Annotated in this window: 17 protein-coding genes; 13 read left to right on the top strand and 4 right to left on the bottom strand. The window is 53.9% G+C overall.

All coding sequences use genetic code 11. The features are described from left to right. The gene (rpoN, locus tag IEY39_RS11665; RefSeq protein ID WP_188931607.1) at positions 1 to 1,425 is read right to left on the bottom strand and encodes an RNA polymerase factor sigma-54; all 1,425 of its coding nucleotides are present in this window, start codon (positions 1,423 to 1,425) and stop codon (positions 1 to 3) included. A 232-nt stretch (positions 1,426 to 1,657) separates the two neighbouring features. On the opposite strand from rpoN, the gene IEY39_RS11660 reads away from it, so the two are divergent. From IEY39_RS11660 to IEY39_RS11635, 6 genes are all read left to right on the top strand, one after another. Continuing rightward, positions 1,658 to 6,466, top strand: a complete 4,809-nt coding sequence (locus IEY39_RS11660; RefSeq protein ID WP_188931605.1) for a translocation/assembly module TamB domain-containing protein — start codon at positions 1,658 to 1,660, stop codon at positions 6,464 to 6,466. Beyond that, the gene (gene tamL, locus IEY39_RS11655) at positions 6,463 to 8,772 is read left to right on the top strand and encodes a translocation and assembly module lipoprotein TamL (protein ID WP_188931603.1); all 2,310 of its coding nucleotides are present in this window, start codon (positions 6,463 to 6,465) and stop codon (positions 8,770 to 8,772) included. The genes IEY39_RS11660 and tamL overlap by 4 nt, the downstream gene beginning before the upstream one ends. A gap of 51 nt (positions 8,773 to 8,823) precedes the next feature. Continuing rightward, the gene (locus IEY39_RS11650) at positions 8,824 to 9,300 is read left to right on the top strand and encodes a PA2169 family four-helix-bundle protein (RefSeq protein ID WP_188931601.1); all 477 of its coding nucleotides are present in this window, start codon (positions 8,824 to 8,826) and stop codon (positions 9,298 to 9,300) included. A gap of 324 nt (positions 9,301 to 9,624) precedes the next feature. Further along, positions 9,625 to 10,149 carry a pyridoxamine 5'-phosphate oxidase family protein gene (locus tag IEY39_RS11645; protein WP_188931600.1) on the top strand — a complete coding sequence of 175 codons (525 nt, stop codon included), beginning with the start codon at positions 9,625 to 9,627 and terminating at the stop codon, positions 10,147 to 10,149. Between the two features lie 155 nt (positions 10,150 to 10,304). Further along, positions 10,305 to 10,916 carry a DUF4142 domain-containing protein gene (locus IEY39_RS11640; protein WP_188931599.1) on the top strand — a complete coding sequence of 204 codons (612 nt, stop codon included), beginning with the start codon at positions 10,305 to 10,307 and terminating at the stop codon, positions 10,914 to 10,916. A 79-nt stretch (positions 10,917 to 10,995) separates the two neighbouring features. Then, positions 10,996 to 11,955, top strand: a complete 960-nt coding sequence (locus IEY39_RS11635; RefSeq protein WP_188931598.1) for an SRPBCC family protein — start codon at positions 10,996 to 10,998, stop codon at positions 11,953 to 11,955. Here the strand turns inward: IEY39_RS11635 and IEY39_RS11630 are convergent. Beyond that, positions 11,915 to 13,594 (bottom strand): amidase, encoded by a 1,680-nt coding sequence (locus IEY39_RS11630; RefSeq protein WP_188931597.1) that lies wholly within the window; start codon positions 13,592 to 13,594, stop codon positions 11,915 to 11,917. The two genes, IEY39_RS11635 and IEY39_RS11630, sit on opposite strands and share 41 nt — an antisense overlap. An 87-nt stretch (positions 13,595 to 13,681) precedes the next feature. On the opposite strand from IEY39_RS11630, the gene IEY39_RS11625 reads away from it, so the two are divergent. The 6 genes from IEY39_RS11625 (at position 13,682) to IEY39_RS11600 (ending at position 17,795) form a co-directional block, all read left to right on the top strand. Next, positions 13,682 to 14,164 (top strand): GFO_1088 family ECF-type sigma factor, encoded by a 483-nt coding sequence (locus IEY39_RS11625; protein ID WP_188931595.1) that lies wholly within the window; start codon positions 13,682 to 13,684, stop codon positions 14,162 to 14,164. Beyond that, positions 14,146 to 14,691 carry a PG0215 family putative anti-sigma factor gene (locus tag IEY39_RS11620; protein WP_188931593.1) on the top strand — a complete coding sequence of 182 codons (546 nt, stop codon included), beginning with the start codon at positions 14,146 to 14,148 and terminating at the stop codon, positions 14,689 to 14,691. Before IEY39_RS11625 ends, IEY39_RS11620 begins: the two co-directional genes overlap by 19 nt. Beyond that, positions 14,688 to 15,197 carry a DUF4252 domain-containing protein gene (locus IEY39_RS11615; protein WP_188931591.1) on the top strand — a complete coding sequence of 170 codons (510 nt, stop codon included), beginning with the start codon at positions 14,688 to 14,690 and terminating at the stop codon, positions 15,195 to 15,197. The genes IEY39_RS11620 and IEY39_RS11615 overlap by 4 nt, the downstream gene beginning before the upstream one ends. A 1-nt stretch (position 15,198) precedes the next feature. Further along, positions 15,199 to 15,657: a DUF4252 domain-containing protein gene (locus IEY39_RS11610; RefSeq protein ID WP_188931590.1), complete on the top strand. Its 459-nt coding sequence runs from the start codon at positions 15,199 to 15,201 to the stop codon at positions 15,655 to 15,657. A 194-nt stretch (positions 15,658 to 15,851) separates the two neighbouring features. Continuing rightward, complete coding sequence (locus IEY39_RS11605; protein ID WP_188931589.1) at positions 15,852 to 16,250, top strand: response regulator; 399 nt, start codon at positions 15,852 to 15,854, stop codon at positions 16,248 to 16,250. A 54-nt stretch (positions 16,251 to 16,304) separates the two neighbouring features. After that, a complete protein-coding gene (locus tag IEY39_RS11600) occupies positions 16,305 to 17,795 on the top strand; it encodes a Gfo/Idh/MocA family protein (RefSeq protein ID WP_188931588.1) in 1,491 nt (496 codons plus the stop codon). 49 nt (positions 17,796 to 17,844) lie between these two features. On the opposite strand, the gene IEY39_RS11595 is transcribed toward IEY39_RS11600, so the two are convergent. Continuing rightward, positions 17,845 to 18,597 (bottom strand): SDR family NAD(P)-dependent oxidoreductase, encoded by a 753-nt coding sequence (locus IEY39_RS11595; protein WP_188931587.1) that lies wholly within the window; start codon positions 18,595 to 18,597, stop codon positions 17,845 to 17,847. After that, complete coding sequence (locus IEY39_RS11590) at positions 18,594 to 19,640, bottom strand: nucleoid-associated protein (protein WP_262892854.1); 1,047 nt, start codon at positions 19,638 to 19,640, stop codon at positions 18,594 to 18,596. Before IEY39_RS11590 ends, IEY39_RS11595 begins: the two co-directional genes overlap by 4 nt. Positions 19,641 to 20,278: 638 nt before the next feature. Here IEY39_RS11590 and IEY39_RS11585 point away from each other — a divergent pair. Further along, positions 20,279 to 22,531, top strand: coding sequence for an Ig-like domain-containing protein (locus IEY39_RS11585; protein ID WP_188931583.1), 2,253 nt, complete (start codon positions 20,279 to 20,281; stop codon positions 22,529 to 22,531). Positions 22,532 to 22,556: the final 25 nt, after the last annotated feature.

The following is a 22,556-nucleotide window of genomic DNA, read 5'->3' as shown; positions in this document are numbered from 1 at the left end:
TTAATTCCACAACCCTCTCACTTGCGCCACGGGGATATTCATCAGCTCCCTGTACTTCGCCACCGTCCGCCGGGCGATGGAATACCCCTTCTGCGCCAGGATGGTGACCAGCTGCCGGTCGGTATACGGCGCCTTCTTGTCCTCCGCCTCGATCACCTCCCCGATGATGTTCTGTATCACCCTGTTGCTGATATTGTTGCCTTCCTGGTTGACGATGCCCTCCGTAAAAAGATCTTTCAGCAATACCGTACCAAACGGGGTCTCCGCATATTTGTTACAGGTGAGCCGGCTGACAGTAGAAATATCCACCTTCACCTTGTCGGCAATGTCCTTCAGCTTCATCGGCTTCAGCAGGAGAATATCGCCGAATTTAAAATAGTCGTATTGTATATCGAGAATAGCCCGCATGATCCTTAGCATATTGCTCTCCCGTTGCTGTACGGCATTGATGAACCACTGCGCGGAAGAAAGTTTGCTCCGCAGATATTGTCTCGTCGACCTGTCCGTATTGGTGCTTTTCGAAGCTTCCTGTACCATCTCCATCCAGGATTGGCTGATATGCAGGTTGCTGCTCCGTTGCCGGTACAAGCTCAGCACGAGCTCATCCCCTTCATCGAGTATTGTAAAGTCAGGCAGGATGGATGGGTTGGCCTGCATCGCATTCGTCTCGGGATTGAAAGGCCGGGTACTCAGATGCGCCAGCAGATTCAATACGATGCGGATCTCATCGTCCTCGAGCCCCAGTTGCTTCTTCAGCTTTTCCAGGTTGCAGTTACGCAGATCTTGAAAATGTTCTTGCAATATCCCGATAGCATGACGCACGTCCGGCCGTTTGCCATTCATCCGCTTCAACTGTAGCAGCATATACTCCTGTACACTCCCGCACCCCGCCCCAAACGGATCCAGCTCCTGCAGACGCCTTACTATCCCCTCCAGCTCTTCCGGCTCGATCCACACCTTTTTCTTAAAGGAGATCTGCGATGCGAGCTCGTCCATGTCCTGCTCGAGAAAACCACTCTCATTCAACGAGTCGATGATAAAATCAAAAAGATAATGCTTCTCCTCCGGCACATCCAGGAAACGGCATTGTTTCTTCAGCTCATCCCTCGGATCAGGAACTTCGGCTATCGGCCTATCCGGCACCTTCTCGGTATTGAGATAATTGTTGTACTCTGTCTTATAGTCAGGAATATCGTCATAGCCATATTCATCCCAACCTTGAAAATCCTGTATAGTGTCTTTGGAAAATTTATCCGTCTCTGCCTCATCCCCCGAATTCAGCTCTTCCAACGCCGGATTCTCACTCAGTTCGTCTTGTATCCGCTGTTCGAGCTCGAGCGTATTCAGGTGGAACAAGTTTAGCAATTCGATCTGTTGCGGTAGGATAGTGTGTTGCTGTTTTTGTGTTTGCACTTGCTTCAGCATGTTATCCGATTTGGTGTAGAGAAATATGTAGATGATATACGACAAACAGGTTGCCAGAATCTAAATGGCTTGTCCTGATAAGGCAAAGCACGCCAACAGGAAGCCATCTGTAGAAAAAACGGTACGTTGGTGGGGAAAAAAACCAACAAATTCATTGAATGACAATATGTTTGGTCTGTATTTTGACAAGAGTATTTATTGACCTATCTTATATTATTCAGAAATGTAATTTATGCGCGAACAACCATCCGAACATCCGCCTCGCAGATCGTTGGCCCGCCGGTTGGTCCGCATTTTCCTGAAAACGCTGCTGGGCCTGGTCATTATCCTGCTCATCGTCTTCCTCCTTATCCAGACACCTTTTATCCAGAACATCGCCCGCGCCAAAGTCGAGAGCTATCTTTCCCGTAAACTCAATTCCCGTGTTCGCATCGGCCATCTCGATATCACCTTCTTTCAAAGCATCACGCTAAGGGATGTCTATGTCGAAGACCGTCACCAGGACACCCTCCTTTCTGCCGGCCTTGTTAGCGTCCGCCTCCGGATGCTTGCCCTGCTCCACAACAACCTTGCGATTCACGAGATCTGGCTAAAAGATGTCACAACCAATATCCTCCGCCGCTCGCCTGGCGACACGACATTTAATTATCAGTTCATTATCGATGCTTTCACCGGCCCTCCTTCACCAACGCCCGGCGCCAACAAAAGCACCCCGATGCACATCGGCCTAAACACCGTGATCCTCGACAATATTCATTTCGTATATGCCGATACCCTCACCGGCAATACGGCAATCCTCGCCATCGGCCATAGCAGCACCGGCACGCGGGCTCTCGATGCCGACAGACAACTATATGACGTCTCCGCCTTTCACCTCCAAAACACCACCCTGGTTTACCGCAACTCCAAAACCGCCATAGCCACTACTGCCCGCATCACCGATCTCCGCGCGGATCAACTGATCCTCGATGTGAACAACCTCACCTTCCGAAGCAAAAATCTCCAACTGGACAGCTCGGACGTCGCCTTCGACAACGGCAAAAAGCCCAGGCAAAAAAAAGGCATGGACTATTATCATCTCCGGGCAACCGACCTGACCCTGCACGGCGAAGACCTCGCCTATAGCCCGGATTCCATCAGCGGACACATCACAAAAGGTCAATTGGCCGAACAGTCCGGCTTTCGGCTTAACCGGCTGCAAACCCGTTTTTGTTACTCCGACCATAAGGCCGTCCTGCAAGACCTTCTGCTCCAAACCCCCGGAACGCTGTTACAGCGATCGGCCACACTCCGGTACGATTCCGTCACCGGCATCACCACCAGCCCGGCCCACACCCTCCTGACCCTCGACCTTCCATCCAGCCACGTTCAACTAAAAGACATCCTCACCTTCGCCCCTTTCCTTGCCACCCAACCCCTCTTTCGCCATCCGGACGACACCTGGCGGATCAACGCCCGGCTGGACGGCAGCTTCGACGCAGTGACGATCCATACGCTCCAATTCAGCGGGATAAAAGATATCCAACTCGATATGGCAGGCAGCCTCCGCCACCCCATAGACAGCCGCCGCATCCGGGCCGACTTTATGATCCGCAACCTCTCCGGCAGCAGATCAACCCTTCTGACCCTTCTGCCAAAGAACACCCTGCCCGACAACATTAGCATTCCTTCCCACTACAACCTCCACGGCCACCTCACAGGTGGTAGAAATGACCTCACCTCCAACCTCACCCTCAACACTACCTCCGGCACCCTGATCCTGCAGGGCACGGCCCGCAACTTCAGCACAACGACGACTGCCACCTATGACCTGGCGCTACAAACCAAAGCACTCGACCTCGGCGCCATCCTCCGGGATAGCATTCAATACGGTAAACTCACCGCCAATTTCCACCTAAAAGGCTCCGGCCTCGACATCCATACGGCAAACACCGTTTTCAGCGCTGGCCTGCAGACCGCTACCTTCCGGCAATACACATATCATAACCTCACCATCGATGGCAGCCTTGCCGGAGAAAAAGTGATCCTCCATTCCTCCATACATGACACCGCCTTGCGCTTCCAACTACAGGCGACGGCCGGCCTCGCCCGCAAATTTCCCTCGCTCCAGCTCGACTGGAACATCGATACTGTTGACTTCCATGCCCTTCACCTGGCAAATGATACCCTGCAAGCAAAAGGACACCTCACTGCCGATTTTGCCGGCACCGACCCCGATTCGCTGCAGGGTACGCTAAAACTCGCCGGCATCAACCTCCTTCGGGGCTCCCAGCGCCTTGCCACCGATAGCATCGTCCTGGTTGCCACCCGGCAGCAGGATATCGAGGACATCCAGCTGTATTCGGAAATGGCTGACCTCGACTGGCACGGCCGGTATAAACCCACCGAAACCCTCACCGCCCTGCAACACACGATCGACACTTTCTACCATCTCACCGGTTTCAAAGACACTGCCTTTACCCCCCAGGACTGGACCCTTGATATCCATCTCCGGTCGACCCCGCTGGTATGGGCCCTGCTCCCTTCCCTGAAAAGTACAGATACCATCGGAGGCCGCATCGCCTTTAACAGCGACCGCAACTACCTGCAGCTGGCCCTGAAAGCACCCCGCATCGATTATGGCGCGAACGTCGCCCACGATGTCGATCTCAACGCTGCTACCACCGGCGACAGCCTGCGCTACGACCTTATGCTTGCCGACGTTCATGGTAGCGGCCTGGTGCTATACAGGACAGACATCCACGGCGCTGTCAAAAACGACAGTCTCACCATCACCCTCCTGCTGCGGGATGCAAAAAACAAAGACCGTTACCGCATTGCGGGTGAGCTTCAACACCAACAAAACGCCGCGAAATTCATCCTCAACCCCGACAGCCTCCTGCTCAACTACGATCGCTGGCAGGTAAGCCGGGATAACTACCTCGTGTACGATTCCTCGGGCCTCCTCGTCCATAACCTTACCATCAGCAACAACACTGATTCGCTTGCCCTCAACAGTACTGGCGCCACCGGGTCAGCCCCCCTCGACGCCCGCTTCGGAAATTTCCGGCTCAGCACCATCAGCCGCCTGGCCAATCAGGACTCCGTCATCGCAGATGGTATCCTCACCGGCAATGCCGAAATAAGGCAACTGACGACCAACCCTGTCTTCACCTCCGACCTGAAGGTCACCGATCTCTTTGTCCGCGGTGATACCCTCGGCAACCTTGCCATAAAGGTCGACAATGAAAAAGCAAATGCCTTCTCCGCCGACATCTCCCTCCGGGGCAAGAACAACGATCTTGATATAAAAGGCCAATACTTCACCGGCGAAAGCCGCATGGACCTGCGGCTCGCCCTCAACGAGCTGAATCTCGGGACCTTCTCTCACATCACCGCGGGACTCATCGACAGTATGAGTGGTGTGCTCAAAGGACAGCTGGCCATCACCGGAACGATAGAAAAACCCCTGATAAAAGGCTACCTCTATTTCGACAGCAGTCGCATCATCCCCACTGTTTCCGGCGAACCGCTGCTGGTTTCAAAAGACCGTATCAACTTTGATGAGGATGGCTTCAACTTCAGTGAGTTTCACCTGCAGGACTCCGCCGGCAACAAATTGATCATCGACGGCAATGTCTTTACAAAGGATTACCGCGATTTTGGTTTCGACGTTTCCCTCAACGCACAAAACTTCCGTCTCGTCAATACTCCCGAATACAGCAACCGGGAGTTTTATGGTAAGCTCAACCTCGATGCCGCCATCAACCTCGAAGGCAGGATGACAGCGCCAATAGTGGACGGCGACGTCCGGATCAACAAGCAGACGAATTTCTATTATGTTCTGCAGACCCCCGACCCCGAGGTGGTCGACCGTCTCGGCGTGGTCAGGTTCATCGATCACAATACCGGTGATACCCTCCTCGATCGCAAGTCCATGGCCATCCACGCGAAAAAAAGCAAATTGAAAGGAGTCGACCTGAGCATGAATATCCAAACCGATAGCAGCGCCGTCTTCAACATCGTCGTCGATCCGCGTAGTGGTGACGCCCTCAATGCCCGTGGCCTCAGCTTCCTGGTCTTCCAGATGGATAAAAGCGGCAAAATGAGCCTTACCGGCTCCTTCGAAGCCGATGCCGGCTATTATAGCCTTTCCTTCAACGTCCTCAAACGAAAGTTCGCGATCGATCGCGGCAGTGTCATCACCTGGACGGGTGACCCCTATTCTGCTACAATCAACCTCACCGCTTCCTACACCGCCAATACGCCCTCCCTCGACCTTATTGCCAACCAGCTGGAGGGCCGGCCGCCAAGCGACCTCATCAAATTCAAACAAAAGCTTCCCTTCCTCGTCACCCTGAAGATGGGGGGCGAGCTTCTGCGCCCCGACATCAACTTCGATATTTCCCTGCCGGCCAATCTCCTGGCCCTCTGGCCAGATGTCGACCAGCGCCTCCAGCAGATCAGGTCGGAGGAGTCCGAATTGAATAAGCAGGTGTTTGCCCTGCTCCTCCTCAACAGGTTCGTAGGTGCCGACCCCCTCAACAGTGTCGCCGGCGGCGGCGCCAGCCTCCAGAGTCTCGCCTTCCAGAGTGGCAGCCAGATACTCACCAACCAGCTCGATCAATTGGCCGCCAGCCTGATAAAGGAAGTCGATATCCACTTCGATCTCAACAGTCAGCAGGATTTCAGCACCAACACCGAGATCGACTACACCGAACTGAATGTCAGTGTATCCAAGCAACTCCCTAACGATCGGTTGCGCGTCAGCGTCGGCAGCACCTTCGACGTCCTCGGAAAAGGAGCCCCCAACCAAAGCGCCAACAATCTCGCAGGCGACGTCGCCGTCGATTACAAGCTCTCTAAAGATGGCCGCTACCTGTTACGTGCCTACCGCCAGAACAATTATGAAGCCGCTGTTGAAGGACAAGTCGTAGAGACCGGCGTCTCCTTCATCATCAGTTTCGAGTACAATAAATTCAAGGAGATCTTCCGAAGGGCCGAAGATGCCCGGATCCAGCAACGCAAGACCCTTAAATCCAGCAAGCCATCCAACCAATGATCACCGGTAAAAATCCCTTGCTTCCATCGTTGCTCCCATTGGGTATCCTGCTGCTGGGCCTGGCATCCTGCCATGAATCGAAATACCTCAGCGGCGACCAGGCTCTCTACATTGGCAATAAGGTAAAGGTCGTTTCTTCCGTCCCCATCACCAGGAAACAACAGAAAGCACTGGCCGGCGAACTCGACGACCTCCTTCGGCCAAAGCTTAACGACAAATTCCTGGGCTTCCGGCTGAAACTCTGGATATATAACATTGCCGGACACCCGAAAAAGAATAAGGGGTTCAAACATTGGTTGAAATACAAGGTAGGGCAGGAGCCCGTCCTGGCTTCCCCCGCCATCATTCAAACAAACGCCGACGTTTTACAAAGTCACCTCGAGAACAAAGGCTGGTTCCGCGACACCGTCGTCGCTGCCACCTTTGTAAAAGATAAGCACCTCATCGCCACGTACACCGCACAGATAGGCCCCCGCTATACCATCCGGAATATCACGTATCCCGACGATTCGGATGCTGTAAGTAACCGCATCGATACGCTCCAACGCGGGTCCCTGTTGAAAAAAGGCGAACCCTACGACCTTGATAACGTCAAGGCCGAACGTATCCGCATCGATAGCCGCCTGAAGAACCATGGGTTTTATTATTTCAATCCCGACTATCTCGTCGTCGAACTCGATACCGCGCTTGGCGCCCACCAGGTGGACATGTTCATGCGCATAAAGGACGAAACCCCCGACGCCGCCCGTACGGTCTACAGCATCGGTGACGTTTTCGTCTATGCCGACTACGGCGTCAACTCCGATACCAGCCTGAAACATGGCTATATCACGCCCGAAGGCTACCATATCGTCGATACCGCCCACTACCTTCGCCCTATAGTCTTCCGCAAAACCATGGTCTTCCAGCCGGGCAATATTTACCGCGAAGACGATCACAATGCCTCCCTCAGCCGCCTGGTAAACCTCGGCGTCTTCAGGTTCGTAAAAGCCCGTCTCGAACCCGCGTCAAGCGTGGATAGCAACGATAAGTTGAATGCTTATTTCTACCTCGTGCCCACCAAGACAAAATCCTTTCGTTTCGAGGTCACCGCACTCACCCGCAGCGACAATACAACCGGCTCAGAATTCTCCGTTTCCTGGCGACACCGTAACCTGTTTCACGGCGCCGAACTCTTCACCGCCAAAGTGTACACCGGCGTCGAAGGTCAATCCATCGGCATTGGGAAGAAAGTAAGCACTTACCGGGCCGGCCTCGATCTCAACCTCTATTTCCCTCGTATCATCTCTCCCTTTGACCTCAATACCAGCAGCAGATTCGTCCCGCGCACCCGCATCGAGACCAGCTACGATATCTTCGCTCAAAGCGCAGAGTATACCCTCAACTCCTCCCGCGCCAGTTTCGGTTACATCTTCAAAAACCGCATCACCTCGCAAAACGAGCTCACCGTCCTTGGGATCAATTATGTCCACCCCACCTATATCAACCCGCAATACCAGTTGTCACTCGACAGCAATATCATGTTGCGCCGCGCCATCGAGCCGACCTTCATCATCGGCCCGACCTATAATTTCACCTATAGCTCCTTGAATGATCCCCGCAAACTCCGGCTCCCCGATCATTATTACTTCAACGGCAATATCGACCTCTCCAACAACCTCCTCGGTGTTCTCTCCCATTCTGACGTTCTCAGAACAGGGAAACAGCAGGAGATATTCGGCGTTCCCTTCGCCCAGTATGCCCGGTTCGCAGTGGATTTCCACTACTGGCACAATTTCAGTAAGTATAATATGATCGGCTTCCGCGCCAATGGCGGCATCGGCATCTCCTATGGTAACAGCAGCACAATGCCATTTATAAAAGAATTCTTTGGCGGCGGCACGGACGATATCCGTGCCTTCCGTTCGCGCGCCCTCGGCCCCGGCAACTACTACCGCGGCAACCCCAATACGACCCCCTTCCTTCCCGACCAGCCCGGCGACATTAAGCTTATGTTCAGCCTCGAATACCGCGCAAGCCTCGTCGGTCTGCTCCGTTGGGCCATCTTCACCGATGCGGGCAACGTCTGGACCCTCCGCCCGGACACCAGCCGTCCCGGCTCCGTCTTTACCCCTCAGTTCCTCAACGATTTCGCCGTCGGGGTAGGAACAGGCCTCCGCTTCGACTTCACCATCGTCGTACTCCGCGTGGACGTCGCCGCTCCCGTCCGTTACCCCTGGCACTCCAACGGCTCCAAATGGAATTTCCGTGGCCTCACCGATATCTCGGAGATGGTGTTCAATCTTGCCGTCGGCTATCCATTTTGATCTGGCATATTATTTTAGGTGGCTATTGCAGGGATCGAAAATCTGTAGGGTATGAAGTCGAAACTCTATGCAAGCGGGAAAAAAACACTGCATGTATTAAACGACCTGATCCATATCAACATCGATCGTGTCGCTGGTTATGAGAAAGCAGCCCATGAAGAGAAGACACCCGAGTCCGATCTTCGGGAGGTCTTTTATCGCATGGCCATCGAAAGCAGGTCGTACATCAACGATTTGCACGCTCAGGTCATCCGCCTGGGAGGAGTGCCCGTCACCCAGGCCACCATCACCGGTAAACTATATTTGTACTGGCTGGAGGGAAAGAACCGTTTCGACGGACCAGATGCCGCGAGCTGCCTGGCAGCCTGTCTTGCTTCGCAGGAAGCTACTGAAATAGCCTACCGGCAGGCGCTCGAAGAATCCCTCCCCCAGGACCTTCACTTCCTCATCGAAAGCCAGCTCTGGTCGCTGGAAAGAGCCCGTCAGCGATTGCGCGACATGCAATCGCGCCTCAACAAAACGACATAACCAGCACCTCCTCCTATACAACAGGGCCCCGTAGACACGGGGCCCGTTGCTATATTATTCTTTCAGGTTTATTGACGCAATTGTAAATAAAAAATTATGCCAGCCTTCCCCCGGCTGCAGTGATTTCTGTATGCGATGGGTATTTTTTTCCTCACTCTTCCCTTTCCGCCTTCGGCAATTCCCGCAGTGGACACTATTGGTAAACCCCAAGACCATCAGGGGTTTCCCTTGATAATGAAACCTTCCGGCCATTGCCACTGCCCCGCAGCCGCGGCTCCTGTTTTACTGGCCCTGGATTTGAAAAAAGTTGATAAAATATATTATATGTTGCCTCAATCGGATTTGCACTTTTTACAGGAAAAGATCAGAGATCTGAAGAATGCTCTTTTCTTTAGCCAGAACACCTCTTTGCTACGCATCACAACCACCATAGTGTCGGTATTGAAAGTGGACGAATTGGGACAAATGTGGTTTTTTGTCCCCCGGCCGCAACAGGCCTTACACGAATTCGACCAGGAGTTCCCCGCAAGACTGGAGTTTTTCCGCAAAGGAAAAGAGTTCTTCCTCCATGTCTCCGGCAAGGCTTTTATCGTCACCGATCCGGAAGAGATCAACGGCCTGGTGCACGAAGACATCCGTCAGCTCACCGGCGACCATCTTGTCCTCATCAGGGTAAAGATGGGGAAGGCGGATTATTTCGAGCATGCCAACTCCTCGATGCACGCCGGCTGGTGGCGCGATCTCCGCAATCAGCTGCACACCTGGATGTTCAATACCCGCCCGGGTTACAAACCCTACTATCTTGCCGATGCCCCGGTGTCTTCTTTCTCTTATACCCCGGTAGCCTGACCGTCACCCTCCGTTGATCGTACTTCTTCCTTCCGATCGTACCCCACCTTTCTTCACTGACCAATTCCTCCCGATATCCCTGTTTTTCAAGCGCTCATGGCATAGGAATTGAATCCATCTGGATGACAATTCTTTCAAATGCAAAATAGCCGTGTATGAAAAACATGTCAACGTATGTAGTCATTGGCGCAGTCACCGCTTTTGTCAGCTTCGGTTGTGGCGGCAACAGCTCATCGAATCCCATCGAGGCCGCAAAGGACTCCAACGCAGCAAAAATCGATAGTACCAGGGATGCAACTTCAAAAATGGCGTCTGTGCCCCCCTCCGTATCGCAGACCGACCAGAAATTTGCCGTTGACGCCGCCAACGCAGGAATGACCGAGATCGAGGCCGCCAAAACGGCCCGGCAAAATGGCCGTGAGGCAGACGTAAAGGAATATGCCGCCATGATCATAAAAGACCATACGGAAGTCGCCGATAAGCTAAAGGCCATTGCGGCAAAGAAAAATCTTACCCTGCCCGCCGACATCTCGCGGGAGAGTCAGGAGGATATTGCCGCCTTGCAAAAGAAAACCGGGAAAGACTTCGACAAGGCCTACCTCAAAATGATGGTCGCCGACCACAAAAAAGCCCTCATCCTCTTCAACGATGAATCGAAGAATGGCTCCGATGCCGATATCCGGGCTTTCGCCGATGCCACGGTACACACCTTACAACACCACCTCGACGAAGCCGAGAAATGTGAAAAAATGATGGGAAAGATGTAGTTGCAATTTTTTTTGTGAAACCAAAAGGTTTCCTATATTTGCAACGAAAAGGTTTCCTATTTATGTAAAAATCGCTGTTATGCCGGAAAAGAACTTCACGCTCTCCCACCTCGACGGAACCTTCTTCCGTAAGGGTAATGTCTTCGGCGTTCGGTTCGAACGCATTCTCAACCATCCCACATCCGTCGTCTGGAAAGCGCTGACCGATCCCGGGGCATTGGCAAAATGGCTGGCGCCCGTCACCATCGAAGGCGACACCATCACCCTGCAGCTGACTGGCGGCACAATGGGCGGGAAGATCCTCAACTGGAAAAAGAATGCCCTGCTGGAATATGTCTGGTATGAAGGCAGCATCGTCCGCTGGGAATTGCTCACCGAAGGCGAGGGGCGCTGCCGCCTTGTCTTTACCCACAGTGGCGTCATGGCGTCGCAGTTGGAGGGAGCGGCCACGGGCTGGCACTATCATCTCGATATGTTGCGGCGCGTGCTCAACCACGACGAACTACCGGCCAGTCCCGTCGCCATAGTTGCCATATGGGAAAGCATCTCCCGCGACGCGGCCGCGCGCTACAAAGCAGCCCTCCCATTGTTAGATACACCAGCACCCTCCTCCTTTGTCATGGAAAGGGTCTTCGATGCGCCCGTGGACTGCGTATGGAAGGCCCTCACCGTCAGGGACCAGATACGGGACTGGTTTATGTCCATCGATGGTTTCGAACCCGAGGAGGGTTATGAGTTCACGCTTGTCGCAATGAACAACGGCAAACGCTATGTTCATTTTTGCCGCGTGACGGAGGTCATCGACCAGCGGCGGCTGACCTATTCCTTCCGGTTTCAAAATACGAATGGCATCACCTTTGTCACCTGGGAACTGTTCCCCGAAGGCGAAAAGACCCGCTTGCGGCTGACACACGAAGGGCTGGAAAGGATTGCGCACGCCGGCGCCGACTACGCGCGGCAGAACTTCGTCGAAGGCTGGACGTACTTCTTCACGAAGCTCACTCAAATCCTTTCGGGTGCTGCTTATTATAGGGTGTAGCATCCTGGAAGGCCTTTGCAAACGCCAGCAGCCGCGCCTCCCCATATAACTGGCCGATGAAAGATATGCTCCCCGGTGTCCCATCCGGCCGGTAGCCTACCGGCAACGTCACCGAAGGATGTCCTGTCAGGTTGGTGATCGCCAACTGATCTCCCGTCTCGGGTGGCGCAATGATGATATCGTACTGGCTGATAAAGGGATCTACCTTCTGCCGGATGGCCGTCCGCATCCGGCAGGCATTGACATATTCCACGGCCGGTACAAATCGGGCCGTCCGGAAGACATTCGGCCAGCGGTCTTTGTTCTGCTGTACCATCTCATCATCCTGGTTGGTGCGCGTCAGCTTGTCAAAGGCCGCCGCCGATTCGACCCCGATGATGAGCGTAAGGATGTCATTACCGCGCAGATCGTCCGGAAAATCCACCGCGATCAATTTGACCCCCATCTTTCGCAGGATCAGCAGGGTCTGCTTCGCCGGGCTGTCGTCCGGCAGGGTATCGATATAATTTCGGGTATACGCCACCTTTAGTCGGGTAACATCCACCTTCCCGGTGTAATTGAAGGGCATGAAACGCGATGAGGCATCCACGCTATCACCCCCGTGAATATAGGCAAAGACGATAGCCGCATCTTCCGCGCTGCGGCAGATGGGCCCCACCTTGTCCGAACTCCAGCAAAGCGCCATACATCCTGTCCGCGCGATACTGCCGAAAGTAGGTCGTAGTCCCGTTGCGCCACAGCGCATCGAAGGGTCGACAATGGAGCCGTAAGTCTCCGTCCCAATGGCAAAGGGTACCAGTCCCGCAGCCGTAGCGGCAGCCGACCCCGCGCTACTGCCGCCCGACCCAACGGCTAAATTCCAGGGATTTCTGGTCAGTCCTCCAAACCAGACATCATCCATGGCCAGCTCTCCAAGGGACAGCTTTGCCACCAGCACAGCCCCGGCATCGTCAAGCCGTTCGGCCACATAGGCATTGGCATCGATAACCTGGTCCTTGTAAGGCGGCGTCCCCCAGGTGGTATTCGTACCCTTCACCGCAAAAAGGTCTTTGATACCATAGGGAATGCCTTGCAGCGGGCTCCGGTAGACGCCTTTGGCAAACTGCGCATCCGCCCAACGCGCCTGGGCCAGGGCGCTGTCCTCCGTCAGCTGGATGACGCAATGGAGTATGGAGCCGTATTTCTTCAGCCGCTCGATAAAGAATTGGGTCAGCTCGACGCTGGTGATCTTCCGCCGCCGCAAAAGGCTGGCTAGCTCAGGGATGGAATAGTAGGCGAGATCATTCCGGTTGGCCGGCAGACTCACCTCCCCGGGAATATCCCAGTGCAGCGGATTCTGCCTCCTATCGTACGCTGTGCCCGGCAGCAGCGGGTCGAAAGACATCGACAACGGGACATCATTATAAAGGGGATGTGCATGCAGATACTGGTAAAAGTGCAGGTTATCGATCAGCCCGCTAAGGATGGAATCCCGCTTTACCGGGGTGAACCGGAGGTCGAACAGCTTTTCGGCGGCCATCAGCTCCGGAAGGCCGATACCGGCAGAATCCTGTGTGGACACCATGCCGGGAGGCTGTGCAACCAGCGGGCCGGCCAAAACCGTCAGCAGGAGGGCCGGAAGAACAATTTTAAACGACATACGGTGAATTTACTGTAACATTAGCCTTTTTCTTCCGTCATTTTCACAGTAATGTCACTAGAAGTGTTCAAACGGCAAATTTTGCCCATGAAAGACAAGCTTTTCCGCTTTGCTTTCCGACTGCTTCAGAACATCCAGGAAGCGGAGGACGCCGTACAGGACGTCATGGCGGGCGTTTGGGCAAAAAGGGCGGAGTGGCCGCAGTGGCACAGCATCGAGGCTTATTGTATGACGGCCACCCGAAACAACTGTCTGGACAGGCTCCGGCGCCGTAAGGTCGCGACGGTGCAGGAAGGATGGGCGGGGACAGTAAGCAGCGCCGACCAGGACCCTTATGAGAAGATCACCAATAAAGAAATGATCCAACGGATACGGCGATGTATGGACGCCCTGCCCCAACAACAACAGCAGGTGCTTCGCCTGCGGGAAATGGAAGGGTTCAGCTATAACGAGATCGCGGAAGTGCTGGACATGTCGCTCCCCCAGGTAAAGATCAACCTGTTCAGGGGCCGCAACGCGATAAAGCAAACGATCACAAAACAGGAGGAAAGATGGAAAAAGCAACCGTAAAAGCCCTGCTCGAAAAATACTGGCAGGCAGAGACGACGGTAGAAGAGGAAAGGGCGCTTGCAGCCTGGTTCAGTGATAATCCTGATGCGGACCCTGAGCTCGAGCCCTACCGCGCCCTTTTTGCGTACTTTGATGAAGAGTCGCGGATAAGCCCGGGCGAAGATTTCGAAGTCCGTATCCTGCAAGCTATTACGGCCAGCCAGCCCCTCCAACCCGGCGAGCCGCTGCAACCCGGCCAGCCTCTCCGGCCCATCCGGCATTTTCACGGAGGGCTGATCGCCGCGGCCGCGTCGGTCTGTATCCTTGTCATCGGTCTTTTCCTGCTGCGACCGGAGCCGCCTTCACCCTCCGCCGTTGTAGCGAAGAATGCCATTGTCTCCACCGATACCCCTGCCGCCGCCCTTTCCGTAGCCGTCATAAAAGATACATACAACGACCCTCAACAGGCCCTCACCGCCATTCGTCATGCCCTGCTGGTGGCTTCCGTCCACCTCAACGAAGGCCGCAAACAAATAACTGGAAAATGAAAAAAATCGCATTCATACTCTTCCTCCTGCTAACCGCAACCGGCGTCTTTGCCCAGGACGACGCCATCGGCAGATTCTTTGGAAAATATCTCGACGATTCCCGCTTTTCCGTCGTTTCGGTCAGCCCAAGGATGTTCCGCCTGATGTCAAAGATCGACTGGGATACCATCCCTTCCGATCTGAAACAAACCATCTCCCGGCTCCAAAGCTTTCGCGTCCTCAGCACCCCGACCACCCCGGCGCTATTCTATAAAGAAGCCCTTACCCACATCGACCGAAAAGAATATGAAGACCTGATCACCGTGCGCAACAGCAACGACAATTTTCACTTTATGATCAGGGCGACCGGCAATACTATCCACGAATTGCTCATGATCGCCGCCGACGAGGACGGGTTCACCCTCATGAGCTTTGTCGGCGACATCGATCTCGACAAGCTGTCCCGGCTCGCCACTGACATGGATATAAAAGGAATGGAAAACTTAAAGAACGCAAAACGAAAATAACATGAAATCCCTCCTTCTCCCGGCCTTGTGCCTCCTGCTCACATTCGCAGCCTGCGCCCAGCCAACACACCTGGACAAATTCTTCCAGCATTACAACAGCAACGGCCAGCAGTTGCCGGTAGACCCCGGGCTCCTGTTAAACATCAGTTGCTCCGGTAATAAGATAAACACGCTTCATTGCCTCATCATCGATGGAAAGAAGAATCCCGACGCCGCCCGGGAATTCCGCGATCTCGAACAATCCCTCCGGGCCGATCACTTCGAGGAATGGTTCTCCATTCGCAAGGGAAAGGGTAGGATTCAGCTCCTTTCGCTCGATGGCAAGGACAACGTCGAAGACATGGTCTGCCTCATCGTTGGTGATGACGACAGCGGCCTTTTCTTCCATCTTCGTGGACACTTCACCGAGGAAGATAAAGCCCGGATAGAAGCTGCCTTGCAGCAACACGACAGTGAATAGGTAGTACTACTTTGATAATAGTCAAGAATTGTATGGAGTAAGTGTTTTCACTTACTCCATACCCGTTGATTTCTAATTAATTCCCTTTATCTTGTCGTTAAGTTTGAATGCCGGTTAGGTCTTCTCCGTAGCACCATAACATCCTTGAATATCGACCTGTCTTACTCTATTCGCTAACTTAACGACAAGTAACTATGATCAGGATTCTACTAGCTGATGATTTTACGATCATCAGAAAAGGGGTTAGACAGATATTGACCCAGGCTTATCCCAACGCAGAGATCGAGGAGCTCGAGGAAGGGGAGGAGTGGACCGACAAATTAAAAGATAGTCCCTGGGATATGATCATTTCCGATCTCCCCGGTCCCGACAGGGGTGGGTGGGAAGCCCTGCAACAGATTCGTCAGCTCTATCCTTCCCTGCCCGTACTGATCCTGAGCCTTTATACAAAAGAACATTACGCTTTCCGCGCCCTGCAGTCGGGCGCCGCCGGCTACCTGGGGAAGGATGCTGCACCGGATGAGCTCATCTGGGCCGTCAGACAGATATTATCCGGAAAGAAATATCTGGCCATCCCGTCAAAAGATAATTGAATGTCTTACATTTAGCAGGGCCGGTACCATTCAAAACTAAAAACGGCCCTTGCGATGAAAAAGAAGCATACTCCCGTACAAAACGATTCTCGCCGTAATTTCCTGAAAAATGGTTTGGTGGCCGCCGCAGGCCTTTACATTGTCCCCCGCCACGTCCTCGGCGGAAGGGGCTACGTTGCCCCCAGTGACAAACTGATGATTGCCGGCATCGGCGCCGGCGGCAAAGGCGAATCCGACATCAATAACTTTTACGGCAGTGGCAAAGCAGAGATCGCCTTCCTTTGCGATGTGGACGATCGCCGGTCAGCCACCATCCGCGGCAAATTCCCCAAAGCACAATACTACAAGGACTACCGGCAAATGCTGGACAAGGAGCACAAGCACATCGATGCCGTCTCCGTTTCTACCCCCGACCATATGCATGCCGTCATCGGGATGGCGGCGATGCAGTTGGGTAAGCATGTGTATATCCAGAAACCCATGGCCCATGATATTTATGAGGTTAGAATGCTCACAGAGGCTGCACCCCGATATAAGGTCGTGACCCAGATGGGCAACCAGGGCGCTTCCGGTGACGGGGTCCGCCAGCTTGTCGACTGGTACCGGGCCGGGGTCATCGGCGATGTCACCGAGGTCTTTTGTTTTACCAACCGGCCCGTCTGGCCCCAGGGTATTCAATGGTCCACGGCGAAGGCCACCGTTCCGGCCGAACTCGACTGGAACCTCTGGCTGGGTACCGCCCCCTACAAGGATTATGTGGACAACCTCGTTCCTTTCAACTGGCGCGGCTGGTGGGATTATGGCACCGGTGCGCTTGGCGACATGGGCTGTCATATCATCGCTCCCGCCTTTCAGGTGCTCGAATTGGGTTATCCCAATGAAGCAGAATGCAGCGTCGGCAGCGTCTATGTCGGTGAGTTCTCCCGTGGCTACTTTCCGGACAGCTGTCCGCCTTCTTCTCATATTACCTTGAAATTCAAAGGAGCCGCCGGCAAACCCGATGTAAAGCTCCATTGGATGGATGGTGGCATCCAACCCGAAAGACCTGATGAGCTCGGTCCACAGGAGGTGTTTGGAGATGGTGACAATGCCACGCTGTTCATCGGCAGCAAGGGAAAGATGATGTGCGCTACCTATGGCCGCGATCCCCAGTTATTACCGACTTCGCGTACGGCCCAGACCGTAGTGCCCCAGACGCTCAAACGCGTCCCCGGCGCCGATATCACCGGTCATTATACCGCATGGGTAGAGGCTTGCATCGCCGGCTATGGCAGCCAGCAGGAAAAAGAGCTCAGCTCCAACTTCAAAGTCGCCGGCCCCCTGGCCGAGGCCGTCCTGATGGGCAACCTGGCCATCCGCAGCTATGATATCCGCAAACCCCGGGACACGGCCGGAACAACGGCTTCAGGTCGCAACGCTTTCGACTATCCCGGTCGTCATATCAAGTTGCTTTGGGACGGCGCCAATATGAAGATCACCAACTTCGATGACGCCAATCAGTTTGTAAAACGCAGCTATCGGGAAGGCTGGAGCCTCGGGGTTTAACAGCCAGGGCTTCCGGCGCCGCCGCACCCGTCGGCCTGCCTGAACCCGCTCAGGCCGGGCCGGGACTTATCGCCGTCCAGCCGCCGTCTACCACAAGCGTCTGCCCCGTAATATGCCGGGCCTCCGGCGACACAAGAAAGACTACTGCTTGCGCAATATCTTCCGGCGTGGCCGGCCGGCCCATCGGCGTCAGCGCCGACCAGGTCTTCTCGTAGGATGCATCCTCTGCCGTGCGCTCCGTCAGCGTCGCACCGGGCGCTACCGTATTCACCGTGATGCGGTGCGGCGACAGCTCGATGACAAGACCCCGTGCCAGCATTTCCAGCGCCGCCTTGCTCATCCCATACGCCGTCAGCTGCTTATGCGCCTGGTGAGCCGTCACCGAAGAAGTGAACAGGATACTCCCACCTTCCCCCTGCGCCTTCATTTGTAAGGCCGCCGCCTGTGCAAGAAAAAAACTCCCCGCCAGGTTCAGCTGCATCACCCGGGCAAACGATTCCGGCGGATAGGAAAGAAAATCTCCAAACAAGGTCAGTCCCGCATTGGCGATGGCGATATCCAGCCGGCCAAAGGCACTGACGGCCTTATCCACCATACTGCGGATAAATGCAACATCACCCGCATCACCCGCCATGGAAATACACCGCTCACCCGACGCGTCGAGCTGCCGCGCTGCGCCGGCCGCCAGTGCTTCATCCCTATCGTTCAGCACTACCCGCACTCCGCGGAACAGCAACTGCCGCACGATGGCGAAACCGATACCCTGACCGGCCCCCGTAACAATAGCAACTTTGTCTTTCATGATTCCTGGTCAAAATAGATCTTGTAATAATGCTTTCCTATCGCCTCGTCATATCCCTTTTCTATCAGCTCCCGGTCACCATGTACATAGATATGGAAATTTCTGTCCAGCTTGATCACGCTCTTAAATACCCGCGCCTGCTTCTTCACCGCGTGCGATGAGATCTCAAATGACTCCATCGGCTGGAGGTCGTTGTTCTTCCGGTATTGCTCATCATAGTTACGGAAACTTTGGATCAGATCGTCGTGGTGCAACACCTCCGTCTCGAATTCGTCGCGATCGAAGTTGCCGTGCGTCTTGAAATAATCCATGCTGCGGTTGAGGATATCTATCTGCTCTGTTTTGGAAACTTCGAACTCCCCCGGCAACTGCTGTGTTACATAGTTCTTGGTCAGGGTCAGAAATCCCTGGGTCTGGAGAAACTCATTCTGTCTGATGAGGACTCCCAGGAATTTGTCTTTCCAAAACTGCGCTTCCTCGCCCTTGCCGTTGGCAGAATCGAAAATGAGCAGTTCGTATCCTTGCTCCTCCCCGCGATTGAGGATCAGGCATCCCTTGTCGACCCGGGCCAACTCGACTCCTTCCTTCAATTGCAGATTGAGGTCATCCTCCACCGGGATACAATCGGCAAACAGTGTCCTCGTTTCCGCTTTGAAGATACCGATAGCCTCCAGCACCGTCTCGTCATCCAGCAGGTTGCTGAAATAGCCCACATACAATTCTCCCGGTTTTATCTTGGGGTGCAACGACACTTCGAAGAGATGGGAAGCCATCCGCACCGACTGATCGTAGAGCGTCCCCCGGTCGCGAAACAATGCCCTGGCGAAAGTATACACTTCATTATATTCGAGCGAAGAGTTGTGGTAAAAAGCATAACGCTCATGGCAATTGGAAAAACGCGCCAGTAGGGCGACCCTTAGTTTTTCCTTGGCCTCATTGTTCAATTCCTGCTCCCCCTTAGAGAGCAACAATGCCCCGCCATTTTGCTTATTTCCGGTATAATGAACAGACAATCTGTCTATTATCGCTTCTGTGAAGATCATCGTAAAAATCGTAAAGATAGGGTTCTTCACCGGCCTGCCGAAACGGCCCTAACTCATTGACTTTTATCAAAGGTTCATACGTTTGCCGTAGTTTCCTCTTAGAAAACCTAAAAAATGTGGATAATTAATTGGACTAACGGGAAAAGACATATGTATTCATTATTAGCAACTTATGAAATAAATTAAAACAAAATACCTTTAGCGGTTAAATATATCCATAAACTAGTACAATAAAATAGGGTTTATCGGCCTTTATATTATAGTATAAATCCGATATCCCGATAGAAAGACCATCAGATAAAAACCCAATTAGTATGAAACCCAAACCTTACACCGCTTTCTTATCGATCTGGCTCGTTGCCTACAAGTGACAAGCATACCATATCATCTCCTATGCTGCCACTGCAACGACTTCTGTAGGTGCATTGCTACCTTGTTCCCGTTTTGTTTGAATTTGTTGTTGGGCCTTCATAGGACGAAGGAAGACGTGTAGGGTGAAATTTCCGTGTCTTATGACCCCTAAAAAGAATAATAACGACGCTTCAGCGCGTATTCCTGGACGGACTGGCAGGATTGCCGGATTTCCAGGGACATTGTTGCTGTGCCTTGGGCTGTTGGTAAACTTGTTTCCATCTGCCATGGCCGCTCCGGGCCATCCCAATACACCCGGTGGGATCACCACCTATGACTGGGGTTGCTATACGGTGACTGTACAGACGTTGCAGAATAATTCACCGGCCGATGGGATGACCAATGACGTTGTACAGGTGACGGTGACCGATGCTTCGCTTCCGGCGCCTGGTCTTGTAAATAACGTACCGGTAAGGTTTACCATTGGCTCCAACTCCGGGAGCACCACGATCAATACGGGCACCAATGGTTTCTCAAATGGCACCGTTCAATTCACGTTGAACAGTATCTATACCCAACCCATCCAGATATCCATCTCAGTGCCAAATGACTGTAATCCAAATGGGGAGGCAGCCACTTTTACCTATGTTCCCAATCCTCCCAATCCCAATCCTCCTGCCGGTTCGCCAAATCCATCTTATTACATCACAGTGATCCAGACTGCTCCCGCCGACGGGACATCGTACACGAAAGTATCGCTTCATGCCACGGACGGTATCAACAACGAACCGCAGGGCACGCCGGTGAAGTTCGTGGTCACAAGTAATAATGCCGCGTCAACTACGGCGAATGTGGGTGGGTCTTCTACCGGCACCTTTTTTGCCACGTTGCCCAATAGCGGCGGCACCATCGACCCGACCATCACGGACGTCAATGTTGGTGATGTGACCATCCAGGCTTTTGTATGGGACAATACCACCAGCTCATGGATATCCTTTGGCTCCCAGACCGTGACTTTTGTCGCTCTTCCTCCCAATCCTAATCCTCCTGCCGGTTCGACCAATCCATCCTATTATAAAACGATAATCCAATCGGCCCCTGCCGATGGGGCATCGCCCACAGAAGTCGAGCTCCATGCCACGGATGGTACTAACAACGAGCCGAAGGGCACCGCGGTGAAGTTCGTGATCACGAGCAACACTCCCGCGTCTGGCACGGCGAAGATGGGTGGGTCTTCCGGCACCACCTATACAAGTTCGCTCCCGGATAACAGCGGCACCATCGACCTCAACATCACTGACGTCACTGCTGGTAACGTGACCATCCAGGCCTATGTCTGGGATAATACCAACAACGTGTGGGTTTCCTTTGGGACCCAGACCGTAACCTTTGTTGCCAGTAATCCCGTACCCGGTAATCCCGGTGGGGGCTCCGGTGGTGGTGGCGGTTCCGGTGGCGGTGGTGGTTCTGGCGGCGGTGGTTCCGGTGGTGGTGGATCTGGCGGCGGCGGTGGTTCCGGCGGCGGCGGCAATGGTGGGGGCGGCTCCAGCGGCGGCTCCGGCACAGGCTCCAGCCAAAACGGTGGTTATACCGTCATCTGGGTCCCCGCAGAATATGACTATCGCCTTTCCGATGGCAAACAGCAGGACAGCGTCCTCGTCTATGTAACTGACATAAATAAGAACGCGGTGTCGAATCTGCAGATCACCTTCACGATCCTGACAAGCCCGTCTGGTACCGCAACGGCCACTGCCCAGTACAATTGCAAGAACATCGTCGGTAGGAACATCGATACCACCGATGGTAGCGGTTATGCTCACATGGCCTTGACCAACACCCTGCCAGGGACGGTATTCATCAGTGCTACCTACATCGATCCGGTGACAGGTAACGTCATGACCATCCAGAATAAATATGGCGGAACATATGACACCGCCACTTTCGTCACCCAACCCGATATCACCAATATCGAGACCGCGCTCACCGTCATCATCCCTGAGGCGCTTGCCGACGGATCACAGCAAACCGAGGTGAAGGCGCACATCGTCGACATCCAGGGCAACGTCATGCCAAACCAGCAGGTGACCTTTAGCATCGATTCCGGCTCCGCCCAGATCGTCACTCCACAACCGGTGTTGACAGATGCCAACGGCGATGCCTATATCTATATCACCAGCAAAACCCCGGGTGAAGTGCTCATTACGGCTACCGTCGGCGGCAAACAGATCGTCTTCGGCAGCCCGGCACGAGTCCACTTCGCCCCGATAAATATCTATGTCCCGCGCGTTTTCACGCCCAACAACGACGGAACCAACGATATCCTGAGACCCATTCTGGTAGGGATATCCCAGTTTCACTATTTCACCGTCTACAACCGCTGGGGTAATATCGTCTTCACGACCCAGGACCCCAACCAGGGTTGGGATGGAACGTTCAAAGGCGTGCCGCAACCGGTGGAGACGTATTTGTGGATAGCGGAGGGCATCGATGTCAACGGGACGAAAGTCGTACAGCGGGGGATGACCTCGTTGGTGAGATGATAACAGAACAAATTAACTCAATGTA

Origin of the sequence: Puia dinghuensis, assembly GCF_014642875.1 — a bacterium.
In the GTDB taxonomy this organism is placed as follows: Bacteria; Bacteroidota; Bacteroidia; order Chitinophagales; family Chitinophagaceae; genus Puia; species Puia dinghuensis.
The sequence above is the reverse complement of the archived record's forward strand: the minus strand, read 5'-3'. Positions and strand labels throughout refer to the sequence as shown.

Excerpts from the sequence above, each read along its gene's own strand:
- rpoN (WP_188931607.1), bottom strand. The coding sequence starts at position 1,425 with ATGCTGAAGCAAGTGCAAACACAAAAACAGCAACACACTATCCTACCG.
- IEY39_RS11660 (WP_188931605.1), top strand. The coding sequence starts at position 1,658 with ATGCGCGAACAACCATCCGAACATCCGCCTCGCAGATCGTTGGCCCGC.
- tamL (WP_188931603.1), top strand. The coding sequence starts at position 6,463 with ATGATCACCGGTAAAAATCCCTTGCTTCCATCGTTGCTCCCATTGGGT.
- IEY39_RS11650 (WP_188931601.1), top strand. The coding sequence starts at position 8,824 with ATGAAGTCGAAACTCTATGCAAGCGGGAAAAAAACACTGCATGTATTA.
- IEY39_RS11645 (WP_188931600.1), top strand. The coding sequence starts at position 9,625 with ATGTTGCCTCAATCGGATTTGCACTTTTTACAGGAAAAGATCAGAGAT.
- IEY39_RS11640 (WP_188931599.1), top strand. The coding sequence starts at position 10,305 with ATGAAAAACATGTCAACGTATGTAGTCATTGGCGCAGTCACCGCTTTT.
- IEY39_RS11635 (WP_188931598.1), top strand. The coding sequence starts at position 10,996 with ATGCCGGAAAAGAACTTCACGCTCTCCCACCTCGACGGAACCTTCTTC.
- IEY39_RS11630 (WP_188931597.1), bottom strand. The coding sequence starts at position 13,594 with ATGTCGTTTAAAATTGTTCTTCCGGCCCTCCTGCTGACGGTTTTGGCC.
- IEY39_RS11625 (WP_188931595.1), top strand. The coding sequence starts at position 13,682 with ATGAAAGACAAGCTTTTCCGCTTTGCTTTCCGACTGCTTCAGAACATC.
- IEY39_RS11620 (WP_188931593.1), top strand. The coding sequence starts at position 14,146 with ATGGAAAAAGCAACCGTAAAAGCCCTGCTCGAAAAATACTGGCAGGCA.
- IEY39_RS11615 (WP_188931591.1), top strand. The coding sequence starts at position 14,688 with ATGAAAAAAATCGCATTCATACTCTTCCTCCTGCTAACCGCAACCGGC.
- IEY39_RS11610 (WP_188931590.1), top strand. The coding sequence starts at position 15,199 with ATGAAATCCCTCCTTCTCCCGGCCTTGTGCCTCCTGCTCACATTCGCA.
- IEY39_RS11605 (WP_188931589.1), top strand. The coding sequence starts at position 15,852 with ATGATCAGGATTCTACTAGCTGATGATTTTACGATCATCAGAAAAGGG.
- IEY39_RS11600 (WP_188931588.1), top strand. The coding sequence starts at position 16,305 with ATGAAAAAGAAGCATACTCCCGTACAAAACGATTCTCGCCGTAATTTC.
- IEY39_RS11595 (WP_188931587.1), bottom strand. The coding sequence starts at position 18,597 with ATGAAAGACAAAGTTGCTATTGTTACGGGGGCCGGTCAGGGTATCGGT.
- IEY39_RS11590 (WP_262892854.1), bottom strand. The coding sequence starts at position 19,640 with ATGATCTTCACAGAAGCGATAATAGACAGATTGTCTGTTCATTATACC.
- IEY39_RS11585 (WP_188931583.1), top strand. The coding sequence starts at position 20,279 with ATGGCCGCTCCGGGCCATCCCAATACACCCGGTGGGATCACCACCTAT.